This window comes from Clostridium thermarum (assembly GCF_006351925.1).
Taxonomy (GTDB): Bacteria; Bacillota; Clostridia; order Clostridiales; family Clostridiaceae; genus Clostridium_AU; species Clostridium_AU thermarum.
In genome coordinates this window covers 2,636,944-2,662,172 of sequence record NZ_CP040924.1, presented here as the reverse complement: position 1 = coordinate 2,662,172, position 25,229 = coordinate 2,636,944, and the positions used below count along the sequence as shown (strand labels likewise).

Genomic DNA, 25,229 nt, shown 5'->3' with positions numbered 1-25,229 from the left:
TATCTTTATCGTAAAATACATGGATACTTTTAGCATTAAAATGTATAATAGTTATTAAAATGTGGAAAGGACGTGGCATTGTGACTGAACGGTTATATTATGAAGATGTTTATATAAAGGAAAGTTACTCGAGAATTATAGAAGTCGGTGAATATAAAGATACGTACACTGTGGTTTTGGATAAGACACCCTTCTATCCGGAAGGCGGCGGGCAGCCGTCGGATACCGGGTACATTGGTGAGGCAAGGGTAAGTCATGTTTATGAAAGAGAAGGCAAGGTTTATCATGTAGTTGATAAAGTACCCCAGAGTGAGGAAGTACACTGTATTATAGACTATGATAAAAGATTTGACCACATGCAGCAGCATTCTGGAGAACATATTTTAGCAGCTTGTTTTAATAAATGCTTTGGAACTATGTCCTCAAGCTTCCATTTAGGGGATGACTACATTAGTATAGATATTAGTATGCCGGAAATATCTGCAGAGGAAATAACAAAAATTGAAGATATGGCTAACGGATACATATATGAAAATTTACCAGTACATACTTTTATGGTGACTCCGGAGGAAAGCAAAAATATTAAGCTTAGAAAGAATATTGAAAGTGAAGAGGAAGTGAGAGTAGTACAAATAGAAAAAGTAGATGCCTGCGCCTGCTGTGGAACTCATGTAAAGAATACAGGAGAGATTGGAATTATAAAAATAATAAAGTCAGAAAAATATAAGGGTCTTACCAGAGTATACTTTAAATGTGGAAAGAGGGCCTTTGATGATTTTAGGGCTAAGCAAGACATAGTAACTACTTTAGCAAGGAACTTTTCTACAGGAGAAGGAGAACTTATAAATAAAATAAATAATGACCAAGAGCATATGAGGGAATTAGGAAGAAAATTGAGCGATTACAAGAAGAAGTGCTGCAGTTATGAAGTGCGGGAGTTAAAAGATCTTTCAAGGAACAATATTATCTATTATATTTATGATGATAAAGAGATGGAAGAGCTTCAAATGCTGACAGAGCAGCTTTCTGAGACAAAGCAATTTATAATACTAGGTTCAGCAAGACAGGGGCAAGTAATTGTTTCTGCCGGTGGAGGTTATCACTTAAATATTGGGCAGTTCTTCAAAGAAAAGATTAAGGAATTTAACGGCAGAGGCGGCGGAAAGGCAGACAGAGCCCAAGGCAGCTTTGCGTCGGAAGCGGATTTAAGAAACTTTGCAGAGGAATTGATCAAACAATTAGGATAGACATGAGTATTGGGGGAGTTATTATTGATTAGAGATTTAATTGGAGATAGAAAGTTTTTTAAGACAATGTCGAAAATTGCAGTGCCAATTATATTACAGAACCTTATTTTATCATCACTGAACCTTATAGATGTGACAATGATAGGAGGACTAGGAGATACTGCCATTGCCTCAGTAGGCCTGGCAAACCAATATTTCTTTCTGCTGAATTTATTATTGTTTGGAATATCCAGTGGTTCTGCAATATTCACCGCCCAATACTGGGGAAACAGGGACATTAAAAGCATAAGAAAGGTATTAGGCATAAGTCTAATTTGCGGGGTAATTGCCTCATCTATTTTTACCTTAGGCGGACTTCTTTTTCCAGAGCAAATATTGGGATTATTTTCCCCGGATGCCGCAGTGGTGGAATTAGGATCAAAATATCTAAGTATTGTAGCCTTTAGTTATATTGTAACAGCCGTAACCTTCTCATATTCCTTAGTATTGAGAAGTACAGGAAACGTAAAAGTTCCTATGGTTGTAAGTATGGTGGCACTTAGTACAAATACACTTTTAAATTACATATTCATTAAGGGTAAGCTTGGAGCTCCTGCAATGGGAGTAGAAGGTGCAGCTTTAGCTACTGTGATTGCCAGAATATTTGAAATGGTATTTTTACTATATATGGTTTATCGTCAAAAGATGGTGGTGGCAGCTTCTATAAAGGAAATGCTGGCCTTTGACAGAAAGTATCTATTTGAATTTTTCAAGGTTATTATTCCAGTAATTCTAAATGAATCTATTTGGGCGTTAGGTGTAACTATTTACTCGGTAGTTTATGCAAGAATGGGAACTTCTGCAGTAGCTTCCACAAATATTGCCGGCACCATAGAAAGAATAACCTGGGTTATATTTATGGGATTAGGAAATGCCTGTGCAATTATGATTGGAAATAAGATTGGCCAAGGAGATAGCAAGATTGTTGTAGACTATGCAAAAAGATTTCTAATCATTGGAGGTATTTTAGCAATAGTAATGGGATTCTTTGTTGCCTTAACTGCTCCTTTAGCCCTTAGATTGATTAATGCTTCTCCTCAAGTTACGGAATTTGCAAGATTAAATTTAATAGTATTCTCTTGCATTCTTTGGGCAAGAGTATTAAACTTTACTATTATAATAGGAATATTAAGAAGCGGAGGGGACACATTCTTTTCATTATTTATAGATGCAGGTGGAGTATGGTTTGTAGGAATTCCTATGGCTTTACTGGGTGCTTTTGTCTTTAAACTTCCTATATATTGGGTATACGCAATGGTGTCCTTGGAGGAAGTCTTTAAGCTGGCCTTTGGTATACCAAGAGTGTTGTCAAAAAAGTGGATTAATAATTTAACCGTTGAGCCACAATAATATTATTATGGAGGTGCTAATATGAGTAAGTACAAAGTGGGAGATGAACTGATAATAGTAAATAATCCGGACGAGGAAAAAGAATTTTTGAAGGACCATACTAAACTGGTTGTAAACGACGATATTGCAACTATATCCTGGGCTATAAAAATTGTAAAGGTTGAATATGACAAACCTAACGTAACTCTTACTTATAGAAACCTTTATGGTGAAGAAAACAAAGTTTTTGCAGTATGCAAGGACGTTGCTAACTTTGACAAGGAAATGGTGCTGGAAAAGGCACTGCTAAAGGCCTTTCAGACTGAAATTATGGACATCAGTGTAACCAAGAACGCAAGAAATAGATAAAATGAGACTAATTGCTTTAAAATTTACAATTTAAAGCAATTACTACTGGATTTCCATATAATCAAAAGAGGATTTTTATGCTATAATTAAACTAGATAATATAAGAATCAGGAGGAGATTCATTGTTAAGGTGTGAGATTTGTGGAAAAAGTGCAGATAAGCATCATATCGTTCATAGGTGTCAAGGTGGAATAGACTATCCTCTGAATATTAAGCACCTGTGTCCTGAACATCATAGAGGCAGTAAGGGTCCACATAAGTGCAGTGAGGTTGATTTAAAGTACAAGCTTGAGCTTCAAAACAAATTAGAGAAACTTCTTCCAAAGGAGTATTATACCATTGAGAAGCTGAGCCATCTGCTTGAAATAAAGCCAAGGGCTTTAAAGAAGCTGATGATAAATCATAAACTGCACAAGGAAGGTTATAAAAAAGCAGATGTTATCTATGAACTTATGGGTAAGATGATCTATGATGAGGTAATGCTGGAGCACTATTATGATTTCATGCCGGTATTTAATTTGGCATAATTAGACTTTATATAAACAGAAGCAGCTCTTTGGAGAGGCTTCTGTTTTAGTTTTGGTTAAAAGTTAAACCCGGAATCCAGGTCCACACTTGGAGGGGGAGGACACCTGGATTTTTTCCGAATTAGATGTCCGTTCCTCTACAGAGATTAATTAATATTTGCTTACACTATAATTTATGTTATTATATTTACATTGGGGGTGGACATGTGAGTAAGTACTTAGTTATAAATTCCGAAGTTTTACCTGATGTTTATGAAAAGGTAGTGGAGGTTAAGGAACTACTAAGAACCAATAGGTTTAAGGACGTAACGGAAGCGGTACGGGTAGTAGGAATCAGCAGAAGTACCTTTTATAAGTATAGAGATCATGTATTTGCTTTGAAAGAGGGTATGAAAGGCCAGAAGGCCACTATATCAATTGTTATTATAGACAAGCCTGGAACTCTTTCGAATATATTGGACAATATAGCTAAGCAAGGTGGTAACATATATACCATAAATCAGGATATTCCAATAAATGGTGCGGCTTATATAAATATTACTTTGGACATGTCTGAGTTAAAAATTGAAATAAAGGAACTGATTGATATATTAAGCGGCTTAAATAATATAATAAAGGTTGATTTAATAGCAGTAGAATGACCAGGGCTGCATATAGAAAGGAAGAAGGACAGACTAATGAAATTGATTTTTTTTGATACAGAAACCACAGGGCTTAGACCGGGAAGTATATGCCAGTTAAGTTATATAGTAGTAGATACCTCTGTAAAGCCACAAAGTGTAAGAGGAGAAAATATCTTTTTCACGGTAGATTATATGGACCCCGGTGCTGAAGAAATCCATGGCTTCAGTATGGAGGACCTATATGAGCTAAGTGGAGGCTTATATTTTGAGGATTATTATGAAAAGCTCTATGAGGAATTTAGTACTGCAGATTTTTTAATAGGTCATAATGTGAATTTTGATATTGAATTTTTGATACATGAATTAGAGGGCTGTGGTGAAGAGTTTACCCCTAAGAGAGTATTCTGTACTATGAACTATTATAAAGAAATCTGTAAGTGCATAAACTCAAGGGGAGAGAGAAAGAATCCAAAGCTGGCTGAATTGGTAAAATTCTTAGATATTACAGATGATAAGATTACTGAATGCAGTATGAAGCTTTTTGGGGGCAGCGGCAAATATCATGATGCAAGATTTGATACTACTGCTACCTATCTTGCCGTAACAGAAGGTATTAAAAAAGGCCACATTCCAAGGAATTACTTTTCAAATCAAACTCTTAAATAATAAGACTATTGTATAAAAATGCATTTGTGAAATAAAAAATATGACACTGGGCTTTCACCTGCGGTGTCATATTTTTTATGTGATAATTAATTAAAAAATAGAAAATAAATTATGGAAACAGGTTGAAGTTAATATGTAACTGTTGTATAATTATGCATATAATATTTATAAATATAAAAGATTTTGAATAAAGTTATTATAAAATGTAATGGGGGCGAATTTGTAATGAGCGGGGGAGTGTTAGCAATAAGAAAAGCTGTTTTAGCAGATGTACCCAGCATACAGAAAATAACAAGGGAGGCCTTTGAAGCCTATGTAGCATGTGCTGGTATACCTGGCTCCACAGCAGCCCTTACCGAAAGTGTTGAAGACATAGAAGTTGATATAGAAACAAAGCATTGTTTTGTGGCAGAGCTTGATGGGGTAATAGTAGGCAGTGTAAGAATAGAAATAAGGGAGGATAACACAGCTTATCTAAGTCGATTTGGTGTAGCTGTAAATTATCAAAATCATGGAATTGGAGCAAGCCTGCTGGATTATGTAGATGATGTCATGAGAGAACTTGGAGTAAGCAGAATTTACCTTCATACTGCATCTAAAATACTTTCTCTAGTTAGATTTTATTATGGGAGAGGTTTTTATATAGATTCAACCACAAAGGACAGAGGGTATATAAGAGCACTGCTGTGTAAAGAATATAATGAAAATTGTTATTCGGAGAACTCCTCCTATGGCACTTTTGCAGTTTAATGCTATAATAATATAACAAAAGAAGAATTGTCTCAGGAGAATGAAATGAAAATTATAGATTTGCACTGTGATACCTTAGATAAATTAGCGGAAGTAGAAGGTAGTGAGCTAAAAGAAAATATATTTTCTGTAGATATAAACAAGCTGAAGAAAAGTAACTATCTTGCGCAGTTTTTTGCCCTATTTGTAGATAGAAATGATCATCCTGATATTCAGGCTTGGGCTTTGGAGCTAGTAAGAATATTTAAGAAAGAGATGCTAAAAAACAGTGACAGCGTAAAGCAGGCATTCAGTTACTCTGATATTTTGGAAAATGAGAATAAGGGGCTGATCTCCAGTGTATTGACTATAGAGGAAGGCGCGGTAATACAGGGTGACCTAGAAAACCTAAAGGGCTTTTATGAACTGGGGGTAAGATTGATAACCTTAACTTGGAACTATCCCAATGAAATAGGATATCCAAATTATTTATGGAAATACAGCAATGAAGGCTTAACTGATTTTGGACTTCAGCTTATAGATGCCATGAATGAAATGGGGATTATTATTGACGTGTCCCATCTCTCCGACAGAGGTTTTTACGATGTGGCTGCAAGAAGCAGGGCTCCATTTATTGCTTCCCACTCAAATGCCAGGTCTATAACAAACAATCCGAGAAATCTTACTGATGATATGATAAAAATTTTGGCAGATAGAGGAGGACTAACAGGCTTGAACTTCTTCTCAGGTTTTTTAGGAGAGTATAACATTGCCACGGTGGAAGATATGGTGAAGCATGTAAAGCATATTTATAAGATTGGGGGAATTGATGTCTTAGCTTTAGGCAGTGACTTCGACGGTATCTCAACTCCTGTGGAATTTGAAGATTGCTCAAAAATGGATGTATTATATAATAGCTTAATCAAAAATGGCTTCAGTGAAGATGAAGCGGATAAGATATTTTATAAGAACGCACTTAGGGTTATTAAAGAAGTTATGAAAAATGAATAAATATAAGTTCTTCTTTAGGGTGCTCAGATATATTGTTAAAAAAAGTGAATACAACATATCATATTGATATGAAAATGACTATAAATATATAATAATTGTTATGATTAAACACATAAATTTTCAATAATATTGATATTTTTGCATAAACTATTGACAGGGAAGTATATAAGTGGTAAATTAATTATAAATTCAATCTAAATGCAAATTTTTGAAAGACTATGATAAGGACGAGTAAGAATACTTGAACTCTTACAGAGAGTGGGGGAAGGTGAAAGCCCACAGAGGGATATATTCTGAATATCACCTTGGAGTTGCAGGCTGAACTAAAGTAGTAAGCTTTGCCGGCGTCAGCCGTTAGTTATTGAGTAAAAATTTGGGTGGCACCGCGGATAGTTTTCGCCCCAAGCGAAGACTGTCCTTTTATTTTACATAAAAATGTGTATGCTAAGGTAAAAACAGGTGAAACACAAGTTGAGAAAACAGAATATTTAGTATATTTATATACGTCTTGGGGGACATAAACCATAAATATACTTTAATACGTATAAAAATATTAAGGGGGGCTAAAAAATGGCAAAATTATATTATGATCAAGATGCTAATTTGGAATTATTAAAAGATAAGAAGGTTGCTATCGTTGGCTACGGTAGTCAGGGACATGCTCATGCTCTTAACCTTCAGGAAAGTGGAGTAGATGTAACTGTGGCACTTTATGAAGGAAGCAAGTCTTGGGAAAGAGCGGAAAAGGCAGGACTAAAGGTTACTACTGTTGCAAATGCAGTACTAACTTCTGACCTTATTATGATACTTATTCCCGATGAAAAGCAGGCAAAGCTATACAAGGAAGAAATTGAACCATATCTTACAGAAGGTAAGGCCTTAGTATTTGCACACGGCTTTAACATACACTATGGACAGATAAAGCCGCCGGCCTTTGTCGACGTATTTATGGTAGCGCCAAAGGGTCCTGGGCATACAGTAAGAAGTCAGTATGTTGAGGGGGGCGGAGTACCTTGTTTAATAGCAGTACACCAGGATTATACAGGAAAGGCTACTGACTATGCCTTAGCATATGCAAAGGGGATAGGCGGCAGTAGAGCAGGAGTTTTGGTAACAACCTTTAAAGAAGAAACTGAAACTGACCTTTTCGGAGAACAGGCAGTACTTTGCGGTGGTGTTGCCGCATTGATGAAGGCTGGTTTCGAAACCTTAGTTGAGGCGGGCTATCAGCCTGAAAGTGCATATTTTGAATGCATGCATGAAATGAAGCTCATTGTTGACCTTATAAACCAAGGCGGTTTAAGCTTGATGAGATATTCCATTAGCGATACTGCTGAGTATGGGGATTACATAACCGGCAGCAGAATAATTACAGAAGAAACTAAGAAGGAAATGAAAAAGGTCTTAACAGAAATTCAAAATGGAACCTTTGCAAAGAACTGGCTGCTTGAAAATCAAGTGGGCAGACCATACTTCAACTCTATGAGAAGAATAGAAAGTGAGCATCAGGTTGAAAAGGTGGGTAAACAATTGAGAACGATGATGCCTTGGATAAATAAAAATAAAGTTGAATAGCAGGCAGTGATGGAAGAGTAGACTGTTACAGTTAAGCCACAGAGAGCCGGGAAAAGCTGAGAGCCGGTGCTTAAGTAGCTGTTGAATATCGTTCCGGAGCTTATATGCTGAAAGTAAGTAGGTATATACGGTCCACCCGATACAGTGGCGATGACTAATAGGTCATCTCTCAAGGAGTCCATTTCTATATAGTAATGGAGAACTAGGGTGGTACCACGAAGAAAACCTTCGTCCCTAAATTATGGGCGGAGGTTTTTGTCTTATAAGGGGGCATTAAATATATAATTTGGGGTGATCTATATTGAAATTGAAGGGTGCACAATTAATTTTACAATGTCTAAGGGAACAGGGAGTTGATACTGTATTTGGTTATCCGGGGGGGGCAGTAATTCCACTGTACGATGCACTATATGATGAGAAAGAAATTGTGCATGTAATAACCGCCCATGAGCAGGGGGCTTCTCATGCGGCAGATGGATATGCAAGAACTACAGGAAAAGTGGGGGTTGTGTTCGCTACCTCAGGTCCAGGTGCTACAAATACTGTTACAGGCATTGCAACGGCTTTCAGTGATTCCATCCCCATGGTAGTAATCACTGGACAAGTAGCAAGATCGCTACTTGGAAGGGATTCCTTCCAAGAGGTGAATATCACAAGTATAACTTCGTCGATTACAAAGAAAAATTATCAGGTTAAAAATATTGAGGAAATTCCAGAAATCATTAAAGAAGCTTTCTACATTGCAAAGGAAGGCAGACCGGGGCCAGTCCTAATAGACATTCCGAAGGATGTGCAGCTTTGTACTATGGAATACGTTCCTGAGGATAGGCTGAAGAGTATGGCAGGTTGCGCTGCGGATGTGAAAATATTTGATGAAACATCCTTAGTTGAGGCAGTTAAGCTTATAAATGAAAGTAAAAGACCAATGATCTATGCCGGTGGAGGGGTAATTATAGCCGGAGTAAGTGATAAGTTAGTAGAGTTTGCTGAAAAAATAAAAGCACCGGTAACCACATCCTTGATGGGGATTGGAAGCTTCCCATATAATCATCCGCTCTTTACCGGGATGGTTGGAATGCATGGGAGCCACAGTTCAAACTATGGTGTAACTCATTGTGACTTGCTTATAGCACTAGGGGCAAGATTTAGCGATAGGGTAGCTAGCCATATAGATACCTTTGCACCGGAAGCTAAGATTATTCATGTAGATATCGATGCCGATGAGATAGGGAAGAATGTCAGGGTGGATGCACCAATAATAGGGGACTTAAGAGAAGTATTGCCCCAGTTATGCGGTTCTGTCAGAGAAAAGTCTTTATCAGAGTGGAATGAAAGGATTAACCGCTGGAAAGAAGAATATCCCCTGAAGTACAATCACAAGGGACTAAGTCCTCAATATATACTAAACAAACTGTTTGAGCTATCTGAGGGAAAGGTCATCATCACAACAGAAGTAGGACAAAATCAAATGTGGGCTGCTCAATACTTTACCTATACAGAGCCCAGAAGCTTTATTTCTTCCGGTGGCTTAGGTACCATGGGCTACGGCCTAGGCGCTGCCATAGGAGCCTGCTTCGGAAAGACTGGGAAGAAGGTAGTGAATGTAGCTGGTGATGGAAGTTTCAAAATGAACAGTACTGAACTTGTTACCCTAGCAAGATATAATTGTCCGGTTATACAGCTGGTATTTAATAATCATGCCTTAGGTATGGTGAGACAGTGGCAGGAGATGTTTTGTAATGGCAGACTTTCCTTTACACAGCTAGGAGAAGATGTGGACTTTGTAAAGCTTGGTGAGGCCTATGGAATAAAGGGAATTAGGGTAGAGAAGGAAGAACAGGTAGAAGAAGCTTTAAGCTATGCACTAAGTTTAAATGAGCCCATAATAGTTAACTGCATTATAAATGAGGAGAATAAAGTATTACCAATGGTTGCTCCGGGGGCACCAATTCATGAAATAATCAATGGACAATAAAAGAAGGAGAGGTTTGCATGGTAAAAAAAGGGGACTATTTATTTGTTGAAAATTTATTATCAGATTTACATTCAAATGAAGAGGAAGGCAATGGACGATTATTCTATGACTATTTAAAGCAGGAGAAGATAAACCAAAGATCTGTGAATGGGGCAGAAGTTTTGGATTTACCCTGCGATTGCAGTGAATATAATATTATGTTTATGACCTTCTGAATCTAAAATCGAAATAGAATAGGTGTTTTGTAAATCTTATAATCACAGGTACCTTTAGTTAGAGGTATCTGTGATTTTTTATTGAGTTAAAAACCATATTGTAAACCTGTATATAAAATAAGGTTTACAATATGGTGGCCATATTATATAATAATAGTTGTATTACATAGCACAGAATGGGGGGCAAGTATGAAACTCAACTTAAAAATGATGATACTCACTTCAATGTTTACGGCATTAACAGCTGTAGGTGCCTTTATTAAGATTCCCTTTGGAGCCTTTCTTCCGGATATCACACTGCAAATTTTCTTTGTTGCACTTGGAGCGGTACTTTTAGGTAAGTATTATGGAGCTCTAGCCCAAGTCTTATATATATTGATTGGACTAGCAGGATTTCCTATTTTTACCCAAGGTGGGGGCATAGGATATTTTCTTCAACCTTCCTTTGGCTATCTTATAGGCTTTGTTCCTGCAGCCTTTGTCATTGGATACATCAGCGAAAAGTTTAGCAGGAAGACTATCTCAGTTCTATTTATCTGCAGTATGGCAGGAGTGCTAGTGGACTACCTTATAGGTGTGCCATATTTATATTTTATAATGAGTAAGGTCCTAGATAAAAGCGTAAATATTCTAGGCCTTACAAAGACCGGTTTTCTTGTGTTTCTTCCGGGAGATATTTTAAAATGTATAGTGGCAGCTATATTGGGGGCAAAGATAATTCCGGTTTTGAAGTTGGCTAGCAAATAAATAGCAGGTTAATACATGGGTATTATACAATGGAAGAAAATATATCACAAAGTAAATAAAACACGGAAAAAACAGAGGATACTGAGAATGCTGAAAAGTATAAATAAAAAACATCAGTGTCCTCCTTAAATTCCGTGTTAATTTTATTTTTTCGAAATTCTTGTTTTTCCAACAGCTATGGAAAAACATCTGTCTCTAATATCCAACTTATAACCTCTAACTTCTGTTAAATATACCCCTCTTTTGCCCTAAGGGATACTTCCCCGGACAAAATCTCTCTAACAGCATCACCCTCTTGTATAAGCAGATGACCGTTATTGTTTATATCTACAACTTTTACAGTGCTACTTTTATTTCCTTCTAAGAGTATAACCTCGCGATTTAAAACTGCAGAATGGTCTCTACATACAGCAATAGAAGTTTCTATGGACCCTGTGCTTGTAAATTCCTTGTACAAGGGTTCAAAATGGTTTAGAATCGAACCTAAAAGCAACTTTCTATCAAAATGTCTATTAGTCTCAAGCTTTAGCGAAGAAGCTTTATCCTTTAAGTCCTCAGGAATTTCTGTATCTTCAGTATTTACATTTATACCAATACCTATCACAAGGTAGTGGATCTTACTTAACTCTGCATTCATTTCTGTTAGAATACCGCAGACTTTTTTTCCGTTCATAATAATATCATTTGGCCATTTAATAAGAGAGTCTGCTCCGTTTTCTGCAAGTGCTCCGTGTACAGCAGCTGCCGCTATTATTGTAACCTTATAAGCTTCCATTGGGGGGATATCCGGTCTTAATATTATAGACATCCAAATTCCCTTGCATTTAGGGGACACCCACTGACGTCCCAGTCGGCCTCTACCTGAGGTCTGCTCTTCGCTTATAATAACGGTGCCATTAGGGCAGTTATCTGCAGCCAATTCCTTTGCCTTTGTATTTGTGGAACTTATAGTATTAAAATGAACTATGTTTTTGCCAACAAACTCGGTTCTAATAAATGGGCTAACCTCCACAGAGGTTAAGACATCGGGACGGCCTAAGACTATATAGCCCTTATTTGTTGAAGACTCTATGATGTAACCTTCCTTTTTTAATATATTTATGTATTTCCAAACAGCAGCACGGCTGATGCCCAAAGCTTCACTGATGCTTTCTCCTGAAACATAGCTGTTTTCTGATAGTAAATTTAATACTTTAGTTTTCATAACTCTATCCTTTCAAGTTATTATTATTAAAAGACTACACTAATTATAACAATAACATAAAAATAAAAAAACTCCAAAAGCTAATACTCTTGGAGTTTAAAGGCAATTATATTATTTATTATGAGACAGCTTGGAACGGGTAGTAAATTTCTTACCATTACTATGAGAACCTATTTTTTCACCATCTTCTATTCCTATGTCTGAACCGTCTCTTGGGAACATTTTTCGTAATTCAGCCTTACTTTTTTCGTCGGTTTTCATTAGATTTTTGTTATTATCCATTTTCATACCTCCGGCTAGATAAATTTTATCTACACTTTTAATTTAACCGAAGGCAAGTCTAAATATTCACTACACAAATTTTATGAATTTCCAAAGTACTTATATATTGGTATCTTGCTTAAGGCTTTTAGCAGATAATTGCTTGTGATCCCTACCAATATACCTGTTCCAACACCGGCAATAGTCAATATTGGTATGTAGACCACCAGGTTTATATTATGGACAATTGCCGCTGCAGCAAGTACTTGGCCAACATTATGGAAGAAGGCACCGGCAACACTTATACCTATGATACTTACATCATCTTTACCAAAGGTTTTAACAAGATGCATCACTATTAAACTCAGTATTCCACCGCTTAAGCTGTACATCAAGCTAGACAAGTTACCTCCGAAAAAGGTAGATAGAAGTATTCTTACTATAAGTACAACAAAGGTGTCTTTAAAGCCTAATATAAAAAGTGAAGTCAGGGTTACAATGTTTGACAAACCGAGCTTGGCACCAGGCGCAATAAAGGGCACCGGAATCATGCCTTCTACTATATACAGTATTAGAGCTTGGGCAACAAGCACAGCTATAAAAGTAAGTTTTTGCAGCTTTTTCATTTGATTACTCCCTCCGATATGGGAACTGAAATTTAAATTTTACAAAAGCATCTAAATGAACATTAAACTTTATCAATAGGTACTTTCATCAATTTCCGGAATGTCAGTTCCTGAGATTTGAACTACCACCTTATGTGGCAGACAAATAAGCATCTGACCAGGCTTACTAATATATCCATCCTTTACACAAAGCTCATCATGACAATTAGCCTCTGCAACATGGACCTTTCCATCTATGATCTCGATAAGATTATAATTACCAGCTATCTTGATTGGGATTGTAGCATTCTTATCTAAGGGAAAGGATTTGTATTCCTTACCATCTATTTCAATTACAACCAAGTCTTGATCATATTCCTTTCTAAAGAGGAAAGGAACCAGTATTGAAAAAATCGTTATAAATGCAAGAACTGCGAATATTATGTAATCATATTTCTTTAATTTCATCTTTCATCCTCCCGTGAGGTACGTCAAGGCACTTTTAAACTTAATAACTATTCTACTTTAATTAACATAAAAAGTCTATAAAATATGGGGTGAAAAATTTATAGTAGAATAAAAAATAATTTTGTATTATAATAAATAAGTTAGTTAAGTATAAAAAATATTTTGTGCAATTTATATAAAAAAATACGTATATATAAGTGTCCGAAAAAATTGGAGGTGTTTTATTTGAAAAACTTTTTTAAGGCAATAGGAAATTACCTCAAAAAAATGAGTATTCAAAAAAAGATTGTATTGAGTATATGTTTAATTTTTCTTATTACTTTTTCTGCCATTGGAGCATATTATCTTCATGTGAGAAGCAAAATTTATGTATCTGCAAATGATGGTTCTATTAAAAATGATGTAGACTATAGCGATGTTGAGATGGAAGCACCACTATATGAAGAACAAAAGGGTATAACCAACATATTATTAATAGGTACCGATGCCAGAGAAATTGATGAACCCTCAAGATCAGACTCCATTATTATAGCCACTATCGACGATATAAATAAAAATATCAAGTTCACTTCTATTATGAGAGATTCTTACGTTGATATACCTAAGTATAAGACACAGAAGATTAATGCTGCCTATCAACTGGGTGGACCGGAACTGTTAATGAAAACCATAGAAATGAATTTTAGAATTAAACTGGATAAATATATTCTAGTTAATTTCTGGGGTTTTGAAGATATAATTGATACCGTAGGCGGAATTTATGTAAATGTAAAGGAACATGAACTTGATGAAATAAATAAGTACATTGGCGAAACCAGAGAGGTTAGATCACCTCCTTTGACTCATACAGGATATCAGCTGTTAGATGGACAGCAAGCCTTAGCCTATGCCAGAATAAGAAAGACTGATACAGAGTACAATAGAACTGAAAGACAGAGAGAAGTGTTAGGACTTTTAGCACAAAAGTTAAAAAGTACAAGCTTAATTAATTATCCAAAGATCATGGAAAGCATGTTGGGATGTGTTCGTACTAACATTGAACCCGCTGCCCTGCTTAACTATGCTTATACTGTGTCAAAATTTGAGCCCTTGGAGGTAGCTCAACTACAGATACCTACCAATGACCTAAGCTGGGGTGGAATGTATAACGGAGCCTGGGTTCTTTTGATGGATAGAAATCAAAATGCGAAAGTTATGAACGACTTCATATTTACAAATAAGATTACACCAGTAGAAGAGTTGGATTTGGAAGCCTTTAATCAGGTAATTAAAGAGTATAAAGCCAAGGAAGTTAAGGTGGAATATGATAACGACGACCCGAGCTTAGATCAACCTGAAAAGGAAAATCAAGAACCTGTGGTAGAAACTGGTGATGAAAGCAAATCTGGAACTACAGAGGGAAAAGGAACTGAAAATAACGGAGCGGGTAAAGAAGGTATAGGAACTGATAATACTGAAAAGCCTAATAACGGAAGTAACAAAACCGGCACTGGCGGAAGTAGTGAAGGCAATACTGGCACCAAGGAGAATGGTAGCGGGAATTCCAGTAACACTGGTAATACCGGTGACACCGGAACCACAGGAGACAGCGGAACCGGATCTATTAATGGGACAGACACAGGCAACACCGGTAACGGGGTAAACAGCGATACAAGTACCGGAGGAACCACTAATGGCAATTCCGGAACAAGTAGCAATGGTACCGGTGGTACTGAAGCGGGAACAGTAAATAATGAAAGTAAGCCTGTAAATTAATTTATTTAAAAGTTGGTAATTGTGGTATATTATATAGGGTATTAAAAACTGCAGATTACAAAAAATAATAAGGAGCCTAAGTGCTCCTTATTATTCTTTAAAAGGAGATTTTATTATGACGATAGACTACTTTCATGAAATAACCAGCCACCTAGTTAATGATGAAAGACCCTCGGTTTATCTAAATGATATTTCAAAAGAAGCGCTGTTCAAGGGACAGCCTTTTAAGATGCTTAGTGACTTAAAAGAAACACCACAAAACCCGGTACATCATCCTGAAGGAAGTGTATGGAATCATACCATGATGGTAGTGGACGAGGCAGCTAAGCGAAGGAATCGAAGTGAGTTTAAAGAAGCCTTTATGTGGGCAGCCCTACTGCATGATATAGGAAAGGCGCCCACCACAAAGCTAAGAAAGGGAAGAATAACCTCCTATGATCACGATAAAATAGGGAGAGAATTAGCAGAAAGATTCCTTTATAAGTTAACGAATGATGATGAATTTATTAAGCAGGTAGCTGCTATAGTACGCTGGCATATGCAGCCCCTGTTTATCGCTAAGGAACTTCCTTTTTCTGATATAGAAGGTATGCTTTCTGAAGTAAGTCTCCATGAGATATCCCTATTTTCAATTTGTGATAGGTTGGGACGCGGTAATATGACACCGGAAAAGGCTGAAGAAGAAAAGAAGAGTGTGGAGTACTTTACTAAAGTATGCAGAGAATATGTTGAAATACTGAACTAAAAAAGTCTAAGGCACTTACCGGTGTGAAGTGCTTTAGACTTTTTAATATTTACGCATGTACTAAAACTAAAAAGTCTTGTTTTTCAGGAGTTACTTTACAAGACTTGATACTGCCTTAAATTATATAAGCCATAGGCTGTATAAGCTCTACTTCAATACTATGGGCCATATAATTTAAATATATAAATAAATATTGATGCCTGTATTTTGGAAATTGTATAATATGTATATATTATAAAAAGGTAGTGGTTAAATGGAAAAGGTAGCTTTATTGAAATGCACAGAATATGATGTTGATACTATTGAGAATAAGCTTAGGGAGGGCTTTGAACTTCTAGGCGGAAAGTCCTTCTTAAGTACTCTTATACCAAGTGGTTCAAAGGTGTTGTTAAAACCTAACCTCCTAAGTATAGTTGAAAAGGGGTCTCCGGTTATAACACATTATGCACTTTTCGAAGCAGTTATAAGAATTGTCAAAGAATACAGCAGTAATATAGTTTTTGGAGATTCTCCTGGTTTTGCAGATACTACAAAGGCTGCTGAGAAATCAGGGCTGATGGAAGTGGCGGATAGGTATGGGGTCAAGTTTGTTGATTTCAATGAAGAAATACATGTAGAGCTAAAGAGTCCCCTGATGTATAAGTATTGGGATGTGGCCAAGGCACCTTATGAGGCAGATGTGGTTATAACCCTGCCCAAGCTTAAGACCCATGCCATGATGTATTATACCGGAGCAGTTAAAAATCAATTTGGCTGCATAGCCGGTCATAAAAAATCAGAGTGGCATACAAAGCTGCAGGATTCCGTTAAGTTTAGCAAGATGCTGCTGGACTTGAATTCAGTTGTCAAAACTAGCTTTGCAATACTTGATGGCATAGTAGCCATGGAAGGAAACGGCCCAAGAAACGGAACACCTAGAAAAATGGATACCATAATTATGGGGAAATGCCTTACGGCCGTTGATTCAACGGCGGTAAGACTGATCGGCTACGACAATGTACTTGCTGTACCCTTTCTAAAGGTAGCCAAGGAATCAAAATGGGGAGCAGTTCTGCCGGAAGAAATAGAAATATTAGGTGAAGAGCTGGAAACTATGAAATGTAAGGACTTTAAGCTATCCCGTAGTGCCAAGGTAGTAAATTTCCTTACACCCTCCCTAAATAAACTGGCGTCGTCCTTAACTGCACCGGATCCGGTGCTTATTGAAGAAAAATGTATAGGTTGTAAGCGCTGCGATGAGGTATGCCCGGAAAGATCAAAAGTAATTACATTCGTAAAACGCAATGGTAAAGAAGTGCCAAAGTGGAATTACAGTAACTGTATAAGGTGCTTTTGCTGTCAGGAGCTTTGTCCTAAAGGAGCAATTGTAACAAAGGACAAGAAATTGAGTAAGATGCTGGGATTAAGATAGGAGTAGTCAAATGATTGAAATACCTGGAGCGTTAACAATTGTGAAGCAAATTAATCAAACTATTAGAGGAAAGATGTCTATTAAGGTGTTGCAGATCATAGACCTAATAAATTTGCCTGGTACCATGGAGATCCGAAGGAATACCCCAAGCTACTTGAAGGAAAGACAATAGAGTGTGCAAAAGCACGAGGAGGTATGGTTGAGAGCAAGGCAGGTTCTGCAATTTTGCTATTGGGAGATGGAGTATCATTTAGATATTATGAACAGAATAAAAAGTCCACGGCAAAGCTATGCTCATTAACACAAGACCAGAAGTTCGACAAAAATACCCGTGAAAATCAGTGTATGGATTTTTATGGGTATTTTTTATCATTTAATTTTAAATATCATGACAAATTTTTAACTTTAATATTGACAAGCTTTGCTATTAGTGATAAGATTAACATGCTGGTGAGAATGATAATGGTTTTCACTTATAATTATATAATAGGAATTTAAAAAAATACATATTTATATTAGGAGGACGATTATGAAATCAAAAGGATTAGGTGCAATTATTGTTGCTTGTACTCTGTTAATAACAGGTTGTTCAGGTGGGACAAAGAATACTCAAGGTAACACTCAAACCAATACTGAAAATAACACAAAGGTAGAAGAAACTACTTCTGTAACATATCCCATAACAATTAAACATGCCTATGGAGAAACGGTTATTGAACAAGAACCGAAAAACATTGCTACGATTTCCTGGGGTAATCATGATGTACCTTTAGCTTTGGGAATTGTACCGGTTGGTGTATCTAAGGCAAATTATGGTGTAACTGATGAGAATGGTCTATTACCTTGGACCGGAGCAAAATATAAGGAGTTAGGGGTTGACAAGCCTGTAGTTTTTGATGATGTAGATGGTTTGAACTATGAAGCTATAAGTGATGCTAACCCTGATATTATTTTGGCGGCTTACTCAGGTATTACACAGGAAGAATATGATTTATTAAGCAAAATTGCTCCTGTAGTAGCATTTCCTACATTAGCGTGGCAAACATATTGGCGTGATCAGATAACAATAAATGCAACTGCAATAGGTAAGAAGGCTGAAGGAGATAAGTTAGTTGCAGATTTAGAAAAGTTAATAGCAGAAAAAGCTAGTGCCATAGCTTCTCTTAAAGGTAAGAATGCTGCATTCTGCTACTTCAATCCAGCAGACTTAGGAAAATTCTATGTATATCTTCCAAGTGATCCACGTGCGGCATATCTAACGGATTTAGGATTGACAGTTCCGGAAAGCGTTAAAGCTCTGGCAGAAACTTCAGACAGTTTTGCTCTGGAAATCAGTTCAGAGAATATTGATAAATTAGCAGATATTGATTTGATTGTAACTTATGGAAGTGATGATTTGTTGAGTCAACTTCAGGCAGATGCGTTATTATCAACATTGCCTGCAATTAAAAATGGTGCAGTAGCAAGTATAGAAAATGGATCATCATTAGCAGCTTCATGTACTCCAAGCGCATTGTCTATTCCTGCAACAATAGATGAATACTTAAAGATTATTGGAGAGGCAGCAGATAAAGTAAAATGAAGCGCTCAAGAGTAATTGCAATCTATTTGGTGAGTATTGTCATTCTAGGTTTATGCGTATTTGCATCATTGGCATGGGGGTCCAAAAGTGTACCATTCAGTCAAGTTATAAATGCTTTGCAAAATAATAATGATACCTCTTTTGCCGCACTTGTGGTACGTGAGCGTATTCCCAGAACTGTTTTTAGTATTATGGCAGGGGCTTCTCTTGGAATATCAGGAGCCCTTATGCAATCTATAACTAGAAACCCAATAGCTGATCCAAGTATTTTGGGTGTTAATACCGGTGCATCATTATTTGTTGTAATTGGAATAGCATTTTTCAATATAAATTCAGCAAACCAGTATATTTGGCTTGCTTTGCTTGGAGCTGGAGTAACAGCTGTCTTTGTTTATATTATAGCTTCACTTGGCAATGGAGGCATGACTCCTATAAAGCTAGCACTATCAGGTGCTGCTACCAGTGCTGTCTTATCATCTTTAGTAAGCGCAGTTATACTTCCCAGAAGTCAAGTTATGGATGCCTTTAGATTTTGGCAAGTCGGAAGTGTAAGTGGTGCTACCTGGGATAGTATTACCCTAATATTACCTTTTGTCATAATCGGCATGATTATCAGCTTAGCTTCCATACCGGCGCTTAATGTTTTAGCCTTAGGAGATGAGGTTGCCACTGGCTTAGGTGTAAATACAGGAGTTATTAGACTTGTTTGTGCAATAGCAGGGGTTATGCTATCCGGAGCAACTACTTCAATAGCAGGACCCATTGGATTTATAGGTTTAATGATACCCCACAGCATACGTCTTATTTTTGGTTCAAATCTAAAGGGAATAGTTCCGCTATCAGCAATTGGCGGAGCAGCACTATTGATCATTTCAGATGTTTTGGGACGAGTTATTGGAAGTCCCGGCGAAATTCAGGTTGGAATTATTACTGCATTCTTAGGAGCACCAATTCTTGTAATAATTGCCAGGAAAGCGAAGGTGAGAGCTATATGACACAAAGTGCTCAATATCTAATCAGACAAGGTTATACAAGAAGAAAAATTCGCTTAATTAGCGTTAATATTGTACTGTTTATATTAACTTTATGTCTTTGCGTCATGATGCTAGTGTATGGTAATAAAAACTATCCCTTAAGTACAGTTATTAAGGTTTTAAGCGGTGAAGAAATAAAGGGCGCTACCTTTGCTATTCAAACTATACGGTTGCCAAGAATGCTCTGTGGTGTTTTTGCTGGCTTTGCCTTTGGCATAGCAGGAAATACCTTTCAAACAATGCTTAGGAACCCTTTGGCTAGTCCTGACATCATAGGCATAAGCTCAGGTTCCAGTGTTGCTGCAGTTTTTTGCATATTAGTTCTTAATATGAGCGGTAGCAGTGTGTCTATAGCCGCCTTAATTTCAGGAATTTTAGTATCGTTACTAATATATTTACTGTCTAAGGGCTCAGGATTTTCTAACGGCAGATTGATACTTATAGGTATTGGAATACAGGCAATGATAAATTCACTCATTTCATATTTGTTAGCTAAATCTTCACAACATGATGTCCCTTCTGCACTTAGGTGGTTAAGTGGCAGCTTAAATGGAATGCGTATTGAAGATGTTCCCGTTTTAGTTTTGGTTGTTGTTGTATTCAGTATTATAATCTTAGGTTTAACAAAACAGCTTCAAATACTAGAACTTGGAGATGAATTCGCAACTACCTTAGGTGTAAAAATTAATCTAATACGAATTATGCTGATTTTATGTTCCGTATTCTTAATAGCCTTTGCCACTTCAATTACAGGTCCTATAGCCTTCGTTGCATTTTTATCGGGTCCAATTGCATCTCGACTTGCCGGACCGGGAGCATCAAACGGTCTGTCCTCAGGTTTGGTTGGAGCCTTATTAGTTCTTGGAGCTGATATGCTTGGTCAATTTGCATTTGGAACAAGATTCCCTGTAGGTGTAGTAACCGGAATTTTAGGGGCACCATATATGCTATTTTTATTAATAGCTATAAATAGGAGGGGGAAAGCCTAATGACTAATAAAAAACAATTATTTGAAGCGAAAGAAATAGTAGCTGGATATGACAAAAGGATTATAGTTGATGGAATTGATATAGCTATACCAAGTAATAAAATAAGTGTTATTATTGGTGCAAATGGCTGCGGTAAATCAACACTGTTGAAAACACTTGCAAGACTTATTAAGCCTATTTCAGGAAAGGTTCTGATTGATGGCAAAAAAATAACTTCAATGCCTTCTAAGCAATTGGCTCAAATTTTAGGGCTTCTACCTCAATCACCGGTAGTTCCTGAAGGAATAACAGTCTGGGATCTGGTTTCAAGAGGAAGATATCCCTATCAATTTTTTTTAAAGACTATGGATAAAAAGGATTTTGAAGCAGTGGAAGAATCGCTTGAAATAATGGGAATAACAGAGCTTGCTAATAGAAGTGTAGATGAGTTATCTGGTGGACAACGTCAGAGAGTCTGGATTGCTATGGCCCTTGCCCAACAAACCGATATACTGCTTTTAGATGAGCCTACTACTTATCTGGACATCGCTTATCAGGTAGAGATTCTTGATTTGCTGACAGATCTAAACCGCAGAAAGGGAACCACTATTGTAATGGTACTTCATGATATAAACTTATCTGCCAGGTACGCAGATTATATATTTGCTCTCCGCAACGGTAAATTAATTGATCAGGGAAAACCATCAGAGATAATAACACCTGAATTAATTGATACCGTATTTGGGTTAGACTGTGTAGTCATAAAAGATCCGGTTTCATATACACCCTTTATTGTGCCGAGAGGAAGAAATCACTGCATAGATAAAGCGTCTAGTATGTAAAAGCTAAGACCAGTTTTCCGCTGGGCTTAGCTTTTTAGAAATATATTTAATTTACCCTTACTATCTATGGTAGCTAGAAGAACGTTCTGCACTTCCGTTTGATATAAATTTCTTAGCTTGGCAACAAGCCAGCTTTCATCCTTTTGAACCCGTTCCAGTTCTTTGAAATCAATCTTACCTTCCTTAATGATTATCCTTGGTAAATCAAAGGGTTCTGTTTTCATTTGGTAGAGTGAAGGTGTTATAGATTCATATTGTGGATCTAAGAAAACAGAAACCTTACCATCAGCCTCCCAAATTGCCAGTGCTACCTTTTTTACATCTTCTACCTTTGCTTCTCGTAACTCCTCTAATAACATGTCGATAGATATTCTTGCTTTTTTTAATCCCTTATAAAGGATTTCTCCATTCTTCACAACGGTTATTGCTGAATGATTGAATATCTTTCTTAATAAAATTAATTATATTAAGATGTATCAATGATAGTTTAACCAATAAAAGATGAAAAAATTTATCAATATTCCGCTTAAGGAAGCTTGGCTATGTTTTTAGCCTTGAATCAGAGAGGATGTATTTATCCGAAAGTTGTTATATAATATAGGATATTATAGCAGGATAGGGGTCTTTTAAATGGATATAAAAGATTTAATTATACATAAAAAAACTATCTCTAAAAGAGAAGGGGTGTACGTGGATTTTCCGGAGAGGCTGTCTCCGGATCTAGTTCGGTATTTAACTGAGAAAGGTCTTACTAAGCTCTACTGCCACCAGGCGGAAATGTTTGAAAAGGCGATGGATAAGCAAAATATTGTCATAAATACCGCCACAGCCAGTGGTAAGACGCTGAGCTTTTTACTGCCGGTACTACAGGAAATACTATCTAACCCCTTGGCAAGAGCGATTTTTATCTATCCTACCAAGGCCTTGGCTAGTGACCAATACCGAGCTCTCTTGCCCTATTTGGATTACTTTGGTGAAAACAGGATTTCTGTCGGGGTATATGACGGTGATACTCCAGTAAATGAGAGAAGCAGAATACGTAAAAACGCCAATATCATTTTAACTAACCCGGAAATGCTAAATGGATCCTTCTTACCTAACCACAGCAAGTTTGGCTTTGACTTCATATTTTCAAATCTGAAGTATGTGGTTATAGATGAGCTGCATACTTACAGGGGGGCTTTTGGATCTCATCTTGCCAATGTGTTCCGTAGATTGGGGAGGGTATGCAGATACTACAATTCAGACCCTCAATACCTTTGCAGTTCCGCCACCATTGCTAATCCCATAGAGCTGGCTGAAGAGATCTGCGGGAAAAAATTTATCCACATTAGCAAGGATGGTTCACCCTCTGCAGCTCGAAATTACTTTTTAGTTCAACCTCCTAAAATAATGGGAAATAACAAAAGGTATTACGGCCAGATATCTCCTACCACTGTTGCTGCAGAATTAATACCTACTTTGGTGGAAAATAACCACAGTTTTATTGCCTTTGCAAAATCTAGAAGGGATGTGGAAGTGATTTTAAAGGAGTCCACTGACAAGTTAGAGGCGGAGAGCTTTTTTGGAGCATCTCTGCTGGATAAAATATCGGGATATAGGGGAGGATATACCCCTATAGAGCGTAAAGAGATTGAAAATAAAATGATAAGCGGAGCGTTGAGGGGACTAGTATCTACCAACGTATTGGAGCTGGGAATTGATATTGGAAAGATTGATACCACTGTTATCGTAGGTTATCCTGGAACCAGAGCCTCCTTCTGGCAGCAGACCGGTAGGGCAGGAAGAAGCGGAATAGAGTGTTCAAATTATTTGATTTTAGATAACCTGCCCTTTGACCAATACATTGCCATAAATCCGGACTGGCTTTTTGAAAGTGGCAGTGAAAATGCTGTTATTGATAAGAATAACCTTTTAATAGAGCTGGCCCATATCCGTGCAGCGGCTGCGGAAATACCCTTGACACTTGATGATATCTCTGTTTTTCCAGATTTAGGAGAGACAATTCCTGTACTAATTCGTGCCAAGGAGTTGACCAATCAAAGCGGTAAATTTGCCTGGTGCGGAAACGCCTTCCCTGCAGGGGATTTTAGTTTAAGAAATATAGATAAAGTCAGATATAAACTTATAAATAAGGAAAATAATAAAGAAATTACAGAGATGGATGAAATGCAGGCCTTCCGAGAAATTCATAACGGAGCTATTTATATGCATGCTGGGGTACAGTACCAAGTTGTAAAATTGGATTTAGAAAGCAGAACTGCCTATGCTGTGCCCTTTAACGGAAATTATTACACAATGCCAGGCGGAACAACCAGCATTAGAATTGTTCAAGGGCATAAGGACAAGGAATTTAGGCGAACCAAAGTGACCTTCGGTGATGTCAATGTAGATGAAATAGTATATATGTATAAGAAGCTTCAATTTCATAACCATCAGAACCTGGGCTTTGAACAACTTGAAAAACCCTTATCAAAGGACTTTGATACAGAAAGTACTTGGGTAAAGATTCCGGCTAATGTGGTTAAGGTGTACAGGAACCTGCTGCAGGAAAGTGAAAGTGGTGCCATAATAAGGAATAACCATTTTGAAGGTCTGTGCTATGCCATAAAAAATGCAGCCATGATGGCTACTATGACTGAACAGGAAGATATAGGCATCACAATGTCCAATAACGCCTTTGAGATAACAGGAAATTTTGAGGAAGAGGTCTATATGTTTATCTACGATAAGTATATAGGCGGCTTGGGATATGCAGAAAAAGCATTCGACCTGTTAGGCCAAATAATTGACAATACAATTAAAATGGTTGAAGGATGTACCTGTGAAAATGGATGCGTTGCCTGCATAGGGGACTACAAATTAGACAAATCCCTTGTTCTATGGGGATTAAATAATCTGTTGGAAGAGATAGAACCGCCAAAGGATATTAAGATTGTAGAGTATTCGCCGGCAACCTTTATGAAGAAGCCATTTAAGTTTAGTGAATTACAAGTTAAATGGAAGGAGTTCTGTTCATATCTTCAAGAGAACGGAGAGAGCTTTGCAGCATTCTTAAGTTCTGTCCCCAAGGTGGAGCTTGAGGATCATTTGCTAATACTGACAACGGATAAGGCCTTTTATAAGGAATGGATTCTGGAAAAGACAAATTACAAAAGCCTTAAGAATATTATAGCCTTCTATACAGATGCTCCCCCAGGAACTAAGTTAGAGATTAAATTGAGTGAGGCTTCTGAGGGTAGAACAGATGTAAAAAATAAACTCCAGAAAAGATATAAGGATTTAATGGACTAGGAGGAAAA

Annotated in this window: 27 protein-coding genes and 2 other annotated features; of the genes, 22 read left to right on the top strand and 5 right to left on the bottom strand. The window is 37.1% G+C overall.

What is annotated here, in order from left to right:
* The first annotated feature begins 80 nt into the window (after positions 1–80).
* The 12 genes from FHY60_RS12030 (at position 81) to FHY60_RS11975 (ending at position 11,052) form a co-directional block, all read left to right on the top strand.
* Complete coding sequence (locus tag FHY60_RS12030) at positions 81–1,247, top strand: alanyl-tRNA editing protein (RefSeq protein ID WP_163215733.1); 1,167 nt, start codon at positions 81–83, stop codon at positions 1,245–1,247.
* Positions 1,248–1,271: 24 nt separating this feature from the next.
* A complete protein-coding gene (locus tag FHY60_RS12025; protein ID WP_243122144.1) occupies positions 1,272–2,636 on the top strand; it encodes an MATE family efflux transporter in 1,365 nt (454 codons plus the stop codon).
* Between the two features lie 21 nt (positions 2,637–2,657).
* Positions 2,658–2,984 carry a hypothetical protein gene (locus FHY60_RS12020; RefSeq protein WP_139905279.1) on the top strand — a complete coding sequence of 109 codons (327 nt, stop codon included), beginning with the start codon at positions 2,658–2,660 and terminating at the stop codon, positions 2,982–2,984.
* A gap of 122 nt (positions 2,985–3,106) precedes the next feature.
* Positions 3,107–3,511, top strand: coding sequence for an HNH endonuclease (locus tag FHY60_RS12015; protein WP_139905278.1), 405 nt, complete (start codon positions 3,107–3,109; stop codon positions 3,509–3,511).
* Between the two features lie 125 nt (positions 3,512–3,636).
* Positions 3,637–4,152, top strand: coding sequence for an ACT domain-containing protein (locus FHY60_RS12010; protein WP_139905277.1), 516 nt, complete (start codon positions 3,637–3,639; stop codon positions 4,150–4,152).
* 36 nt (positions 4,153–4,188) lie between these two features.
* Entirely contained in the window at positions 4,189–4,800 is a 612-nt protein-coding gene (locus FHY60_RS12005; protein ID WP_139905276.1) for a 3'-5' exonuclease, read from the top strand.
* A 225-nt stretch (positions 4,801–5,025) separates the two neighbouring features.
* Entirely contained in the window at positions 5,026–5,550 is a 525-nt protein-coding gene (locus FHY60_RS12000; protein WP_139905275.1) for a GNAT family N-acetyltransferase, read from the top strand.
* Between the two features lie 45 nt (positions 5,551–5,595).
* A complete protein-coding gene (locus FHY60_RS11995) occupies positions 5,596–6,540 on the top strand; it encodes a dipeptidase (RefSeq protein ID WP_139905274.1) in 945 nt (314 codons plus the stop codon).
* Between the two features lie 209 nt (positions 6,541–6,749).
* Positions 6,750–6,947, top strand: a binding site (T-box leader).
* A 163-nt stretch (positions 6,948–7,110) separates the two neighbouring features.
* Positions 7,111–8,115, top strand: coding sequence for a ketol-acid reductoisomerase (gene ilvC / locus FHY60_RS11990; protein WP_139905273.1), 1,005 nt, complete (start codon positions 7,111–7,113; stop codon positions 8,113–8,115).
* Positions 8,113–8,354: a binding site (T-box leader), on the top strand. (Overlaps the previous gene by 3 nt.)
* A gap of 62 nt (positions 8,355–8,416) precedes the next feature.
* Positions 8,417–10,090 carry a biosynthetic-type acetolactate synthase large subunit gene (ilvB, locus tag FHY60_RS11985; RefSeq protein WP_139905272.1) on the top strand — a complete coding sequence of 558 codons (1,674 nt, stop codon included), beginning with the start codon at positions 8,417–8,419 and terminating at the stop codon, positions 10,088–10,090.
* 17 nt (positions 10,091–10,107) lie between these two features.
* Entirely contained in the window at positions 10,108–10,305 is a 198-nt protein-coding gene (locus FHY60_RS11980; RefSeq protein ID WP_139905271.1) for a hypothetical protein, read from the top strand.
* Between the two features lie 189 nt (positions 10,306–10,494).
* A complete protein-coding gene (locus FHY60_RS11975; protein ID WP_139905270.1) occupies positions 10,495–11,052 on the top strand; it encodes a biotin transporter BioY in 558 nt (185 codons plus the stop codon).
* Positions 11,053–11,278: 226 nt separating this feature from the next.
* Here FHY60_RS11975 and FHY60_RS11970 read toward each other — a convergent pair whose 3' ends face one another.
* The 4 genes from FHY60_RS11970 to FHY60_RS11960 form a co-directional block, all read right to left on the bottom strand.
* Positions 11,279–12,256 (bottom strand): biotin--[acetyl-CoA-carboxylase] ligase, encoded by a 978-nt coding sequence (locus FHY60_RS11970; protein WP_139905269.1) that lies wholly within the window; start codon positions 12,254–12,256, stop codon positions 11,279–11,281.
* Positions 12,257–12,367: 111 nt separating this feature from the next.
* A complete protein-coding gene (locus tag FHY60_RS17960) occupies positions 12,368–12,538 on the bottom strand; it encodes a hypothetical protein (protein WP_180375403.1) in 171 nt (56 codons plus the stop codon).
* An 80-nt stretch (positions 12,539–12,618) separates the two neighbouring features.
* Positions 12,619–13,143 (bottom strand): Gx transporter family protein, encoded by a 525-nt coding sequence (locus FHY60_RS11965; protein WP_139905268.1) that lies wholly within the window; start codon positions 13,141–13,143, stop codon positions 12,619–12,621.
* Positions 13,144–13,215: 72 nt separating this feature from the next.
* Complete coding sequence (locus FHY60_RS11960; RefSeq protein WP_139905267.1) at positions 13,216–13,590, bottom strand: NusG domain II-containing protein; 375 nt, start codon at positions 13,588–13,590, stop codon at positions 13,216–13,218.
* 225 nt (positions 13,591–13,815) lie between these two features.
* On the opposite strand from FHY60_RS11960, the gene FHY60_RS11955 reads away from it, so the two are divergent.
* From FHY60_RS11955 to FHY60_RS11920, 9 genes are all read left to right on the top strand, one after another.
* Positions 13,816–15,345, top strand: coding sequence for an LCP family protein (locus tag FHY60_RS11955; RefSeq protein ID WP_139905266.1), 1,530 nt, complete (start codon positions 13,816–13,818; stop codon positions 15,343–15,345).
* Positions 15,346–15,460: 115 nt separating this feature from the next.
* On the top strand, positions 15,461–16,090 hold the full coding sequence (locus FHY60_RS11950) for an HD domain-containing protein (RefSeq protein WP_139905265.1): 630 nt from the start codon (positions 15,461–15,463) through the stop codon (positions 16,088–16,090).
* A 253-nt stretch (positions 16,091–16,343) separates the two neighbouring features.
* Entirely contained in the window at positions 16,344–17,501 is a 1,158-nt protein-coding gene (locus FHY60_RS11945) for a DUF362 domain-containing protein (protein ID WP_139905264.1), read from the top strand.
* Positions 17,502–17,511: 10 nt separating this feature from the next.
* The gene (locus FHY60_RS17955; protein WP_163215734.1) at positions 17,512–17,673 is read left to right on the top strand and encodes a hypothetical protein; all 162 of its coding nucleotides are present in this window, start codon (positions 17,512–17,514) and stop codon (positions 17,671–17,673) included.
* Positions 17,674–17,696: 23 nt separating this feature from the next.
* Complete coding sequence (locus FHY60_RS11940) at positions 17,697–17,999, top strand: hypothetical protein (RefSeq protein WP_139905263.1); 303 nt, start codon at positions 17,697–17,699, stop codon at positions 17,997–17,999.
* Positions 18,000–18,030: 31 nt separating this feature from the next.
* A complete protein-coding gene (locus tag FHY60_RS11935; RefSeq protein WP_139905262.1) occupies positions 18,031–19,083 on the top strand; it encodes an iron-siderophore ABC transporter substrate-binding protein in 1,053 nt (350 codons plus the stop codon).
* Positions 19,080–20,078 carry a FecCD family ABC transporter permease gene (locus FHY60_RS11930; protein WP_139905261.1) on the top strand — a complete coding sequence of 333 codons (999 nt, stop codon included), beginning with the start codon at positions 19,080–19,082 and terminating at the stop codon, positions 20,076–20,078. The genes FHY60_RS11935 and FHY60_RS11930 overlap by 4 nt, the downstream gene beginning before the upstream one ends.
* Entirely contained in the window at positions 20,075–21,106 is a 1,032-nt protein-coding gene (locus FHY60_RS11925) for a FecCD family ABC transporter permease (RefSeq protein WP_139905260.1), read from the top strand. Before FHY60_RS11930 ends, FHY60_RS11925 begins: the two co-directional genes overlap by 4 nt.
* Complete coding sequence (locus tag FHY60_RS11920) at positions 21,106–21,927, top strand: ABC transporter ATP-binding protein (RefSeq protein WP_139905259.1); 822 nt, start codon at positions 21,106–21,108, stop codon at positions 21,925–21,927. The genes FHY60_RS11925 and FHY60_RS11920 overlap by 1 nt, the downstream gene beginning before the upstream one ends.
* 26 nt (positions 21,928–21,953) lie before the next feature.
* Here the strand turns inward: FHY60_RS11920 and FHY60_RS11915 are convergent, their stop codons facing one another.
* Entirely contained in the window at positions 21,954–22,370 is a 417-nt protein-coding gene (locus tag FHY60_RS11915; protein WP_279230470.1) for a DUF421 domain-containing protein, read from the bottom strand.
* Between the two features lie 187 nt (positions 22,371–22,557).
* Here FHY60_RS11915 and FHY60_RS11910 point away from each other — a divergent pair, with 187 nt between their 5' ends.
* A complete protein-coding gene (locus FHY60_RS11910) occupies positions 22,558–25,221 on the top strand; it encodes a DEAD/DEAH box helicase (protein ID WP_139905257.1) in 2,664 nt (887 codons plus the stop codon).
* Positions 25,222–25,229 lie beyond the last annotated feature (8 nt).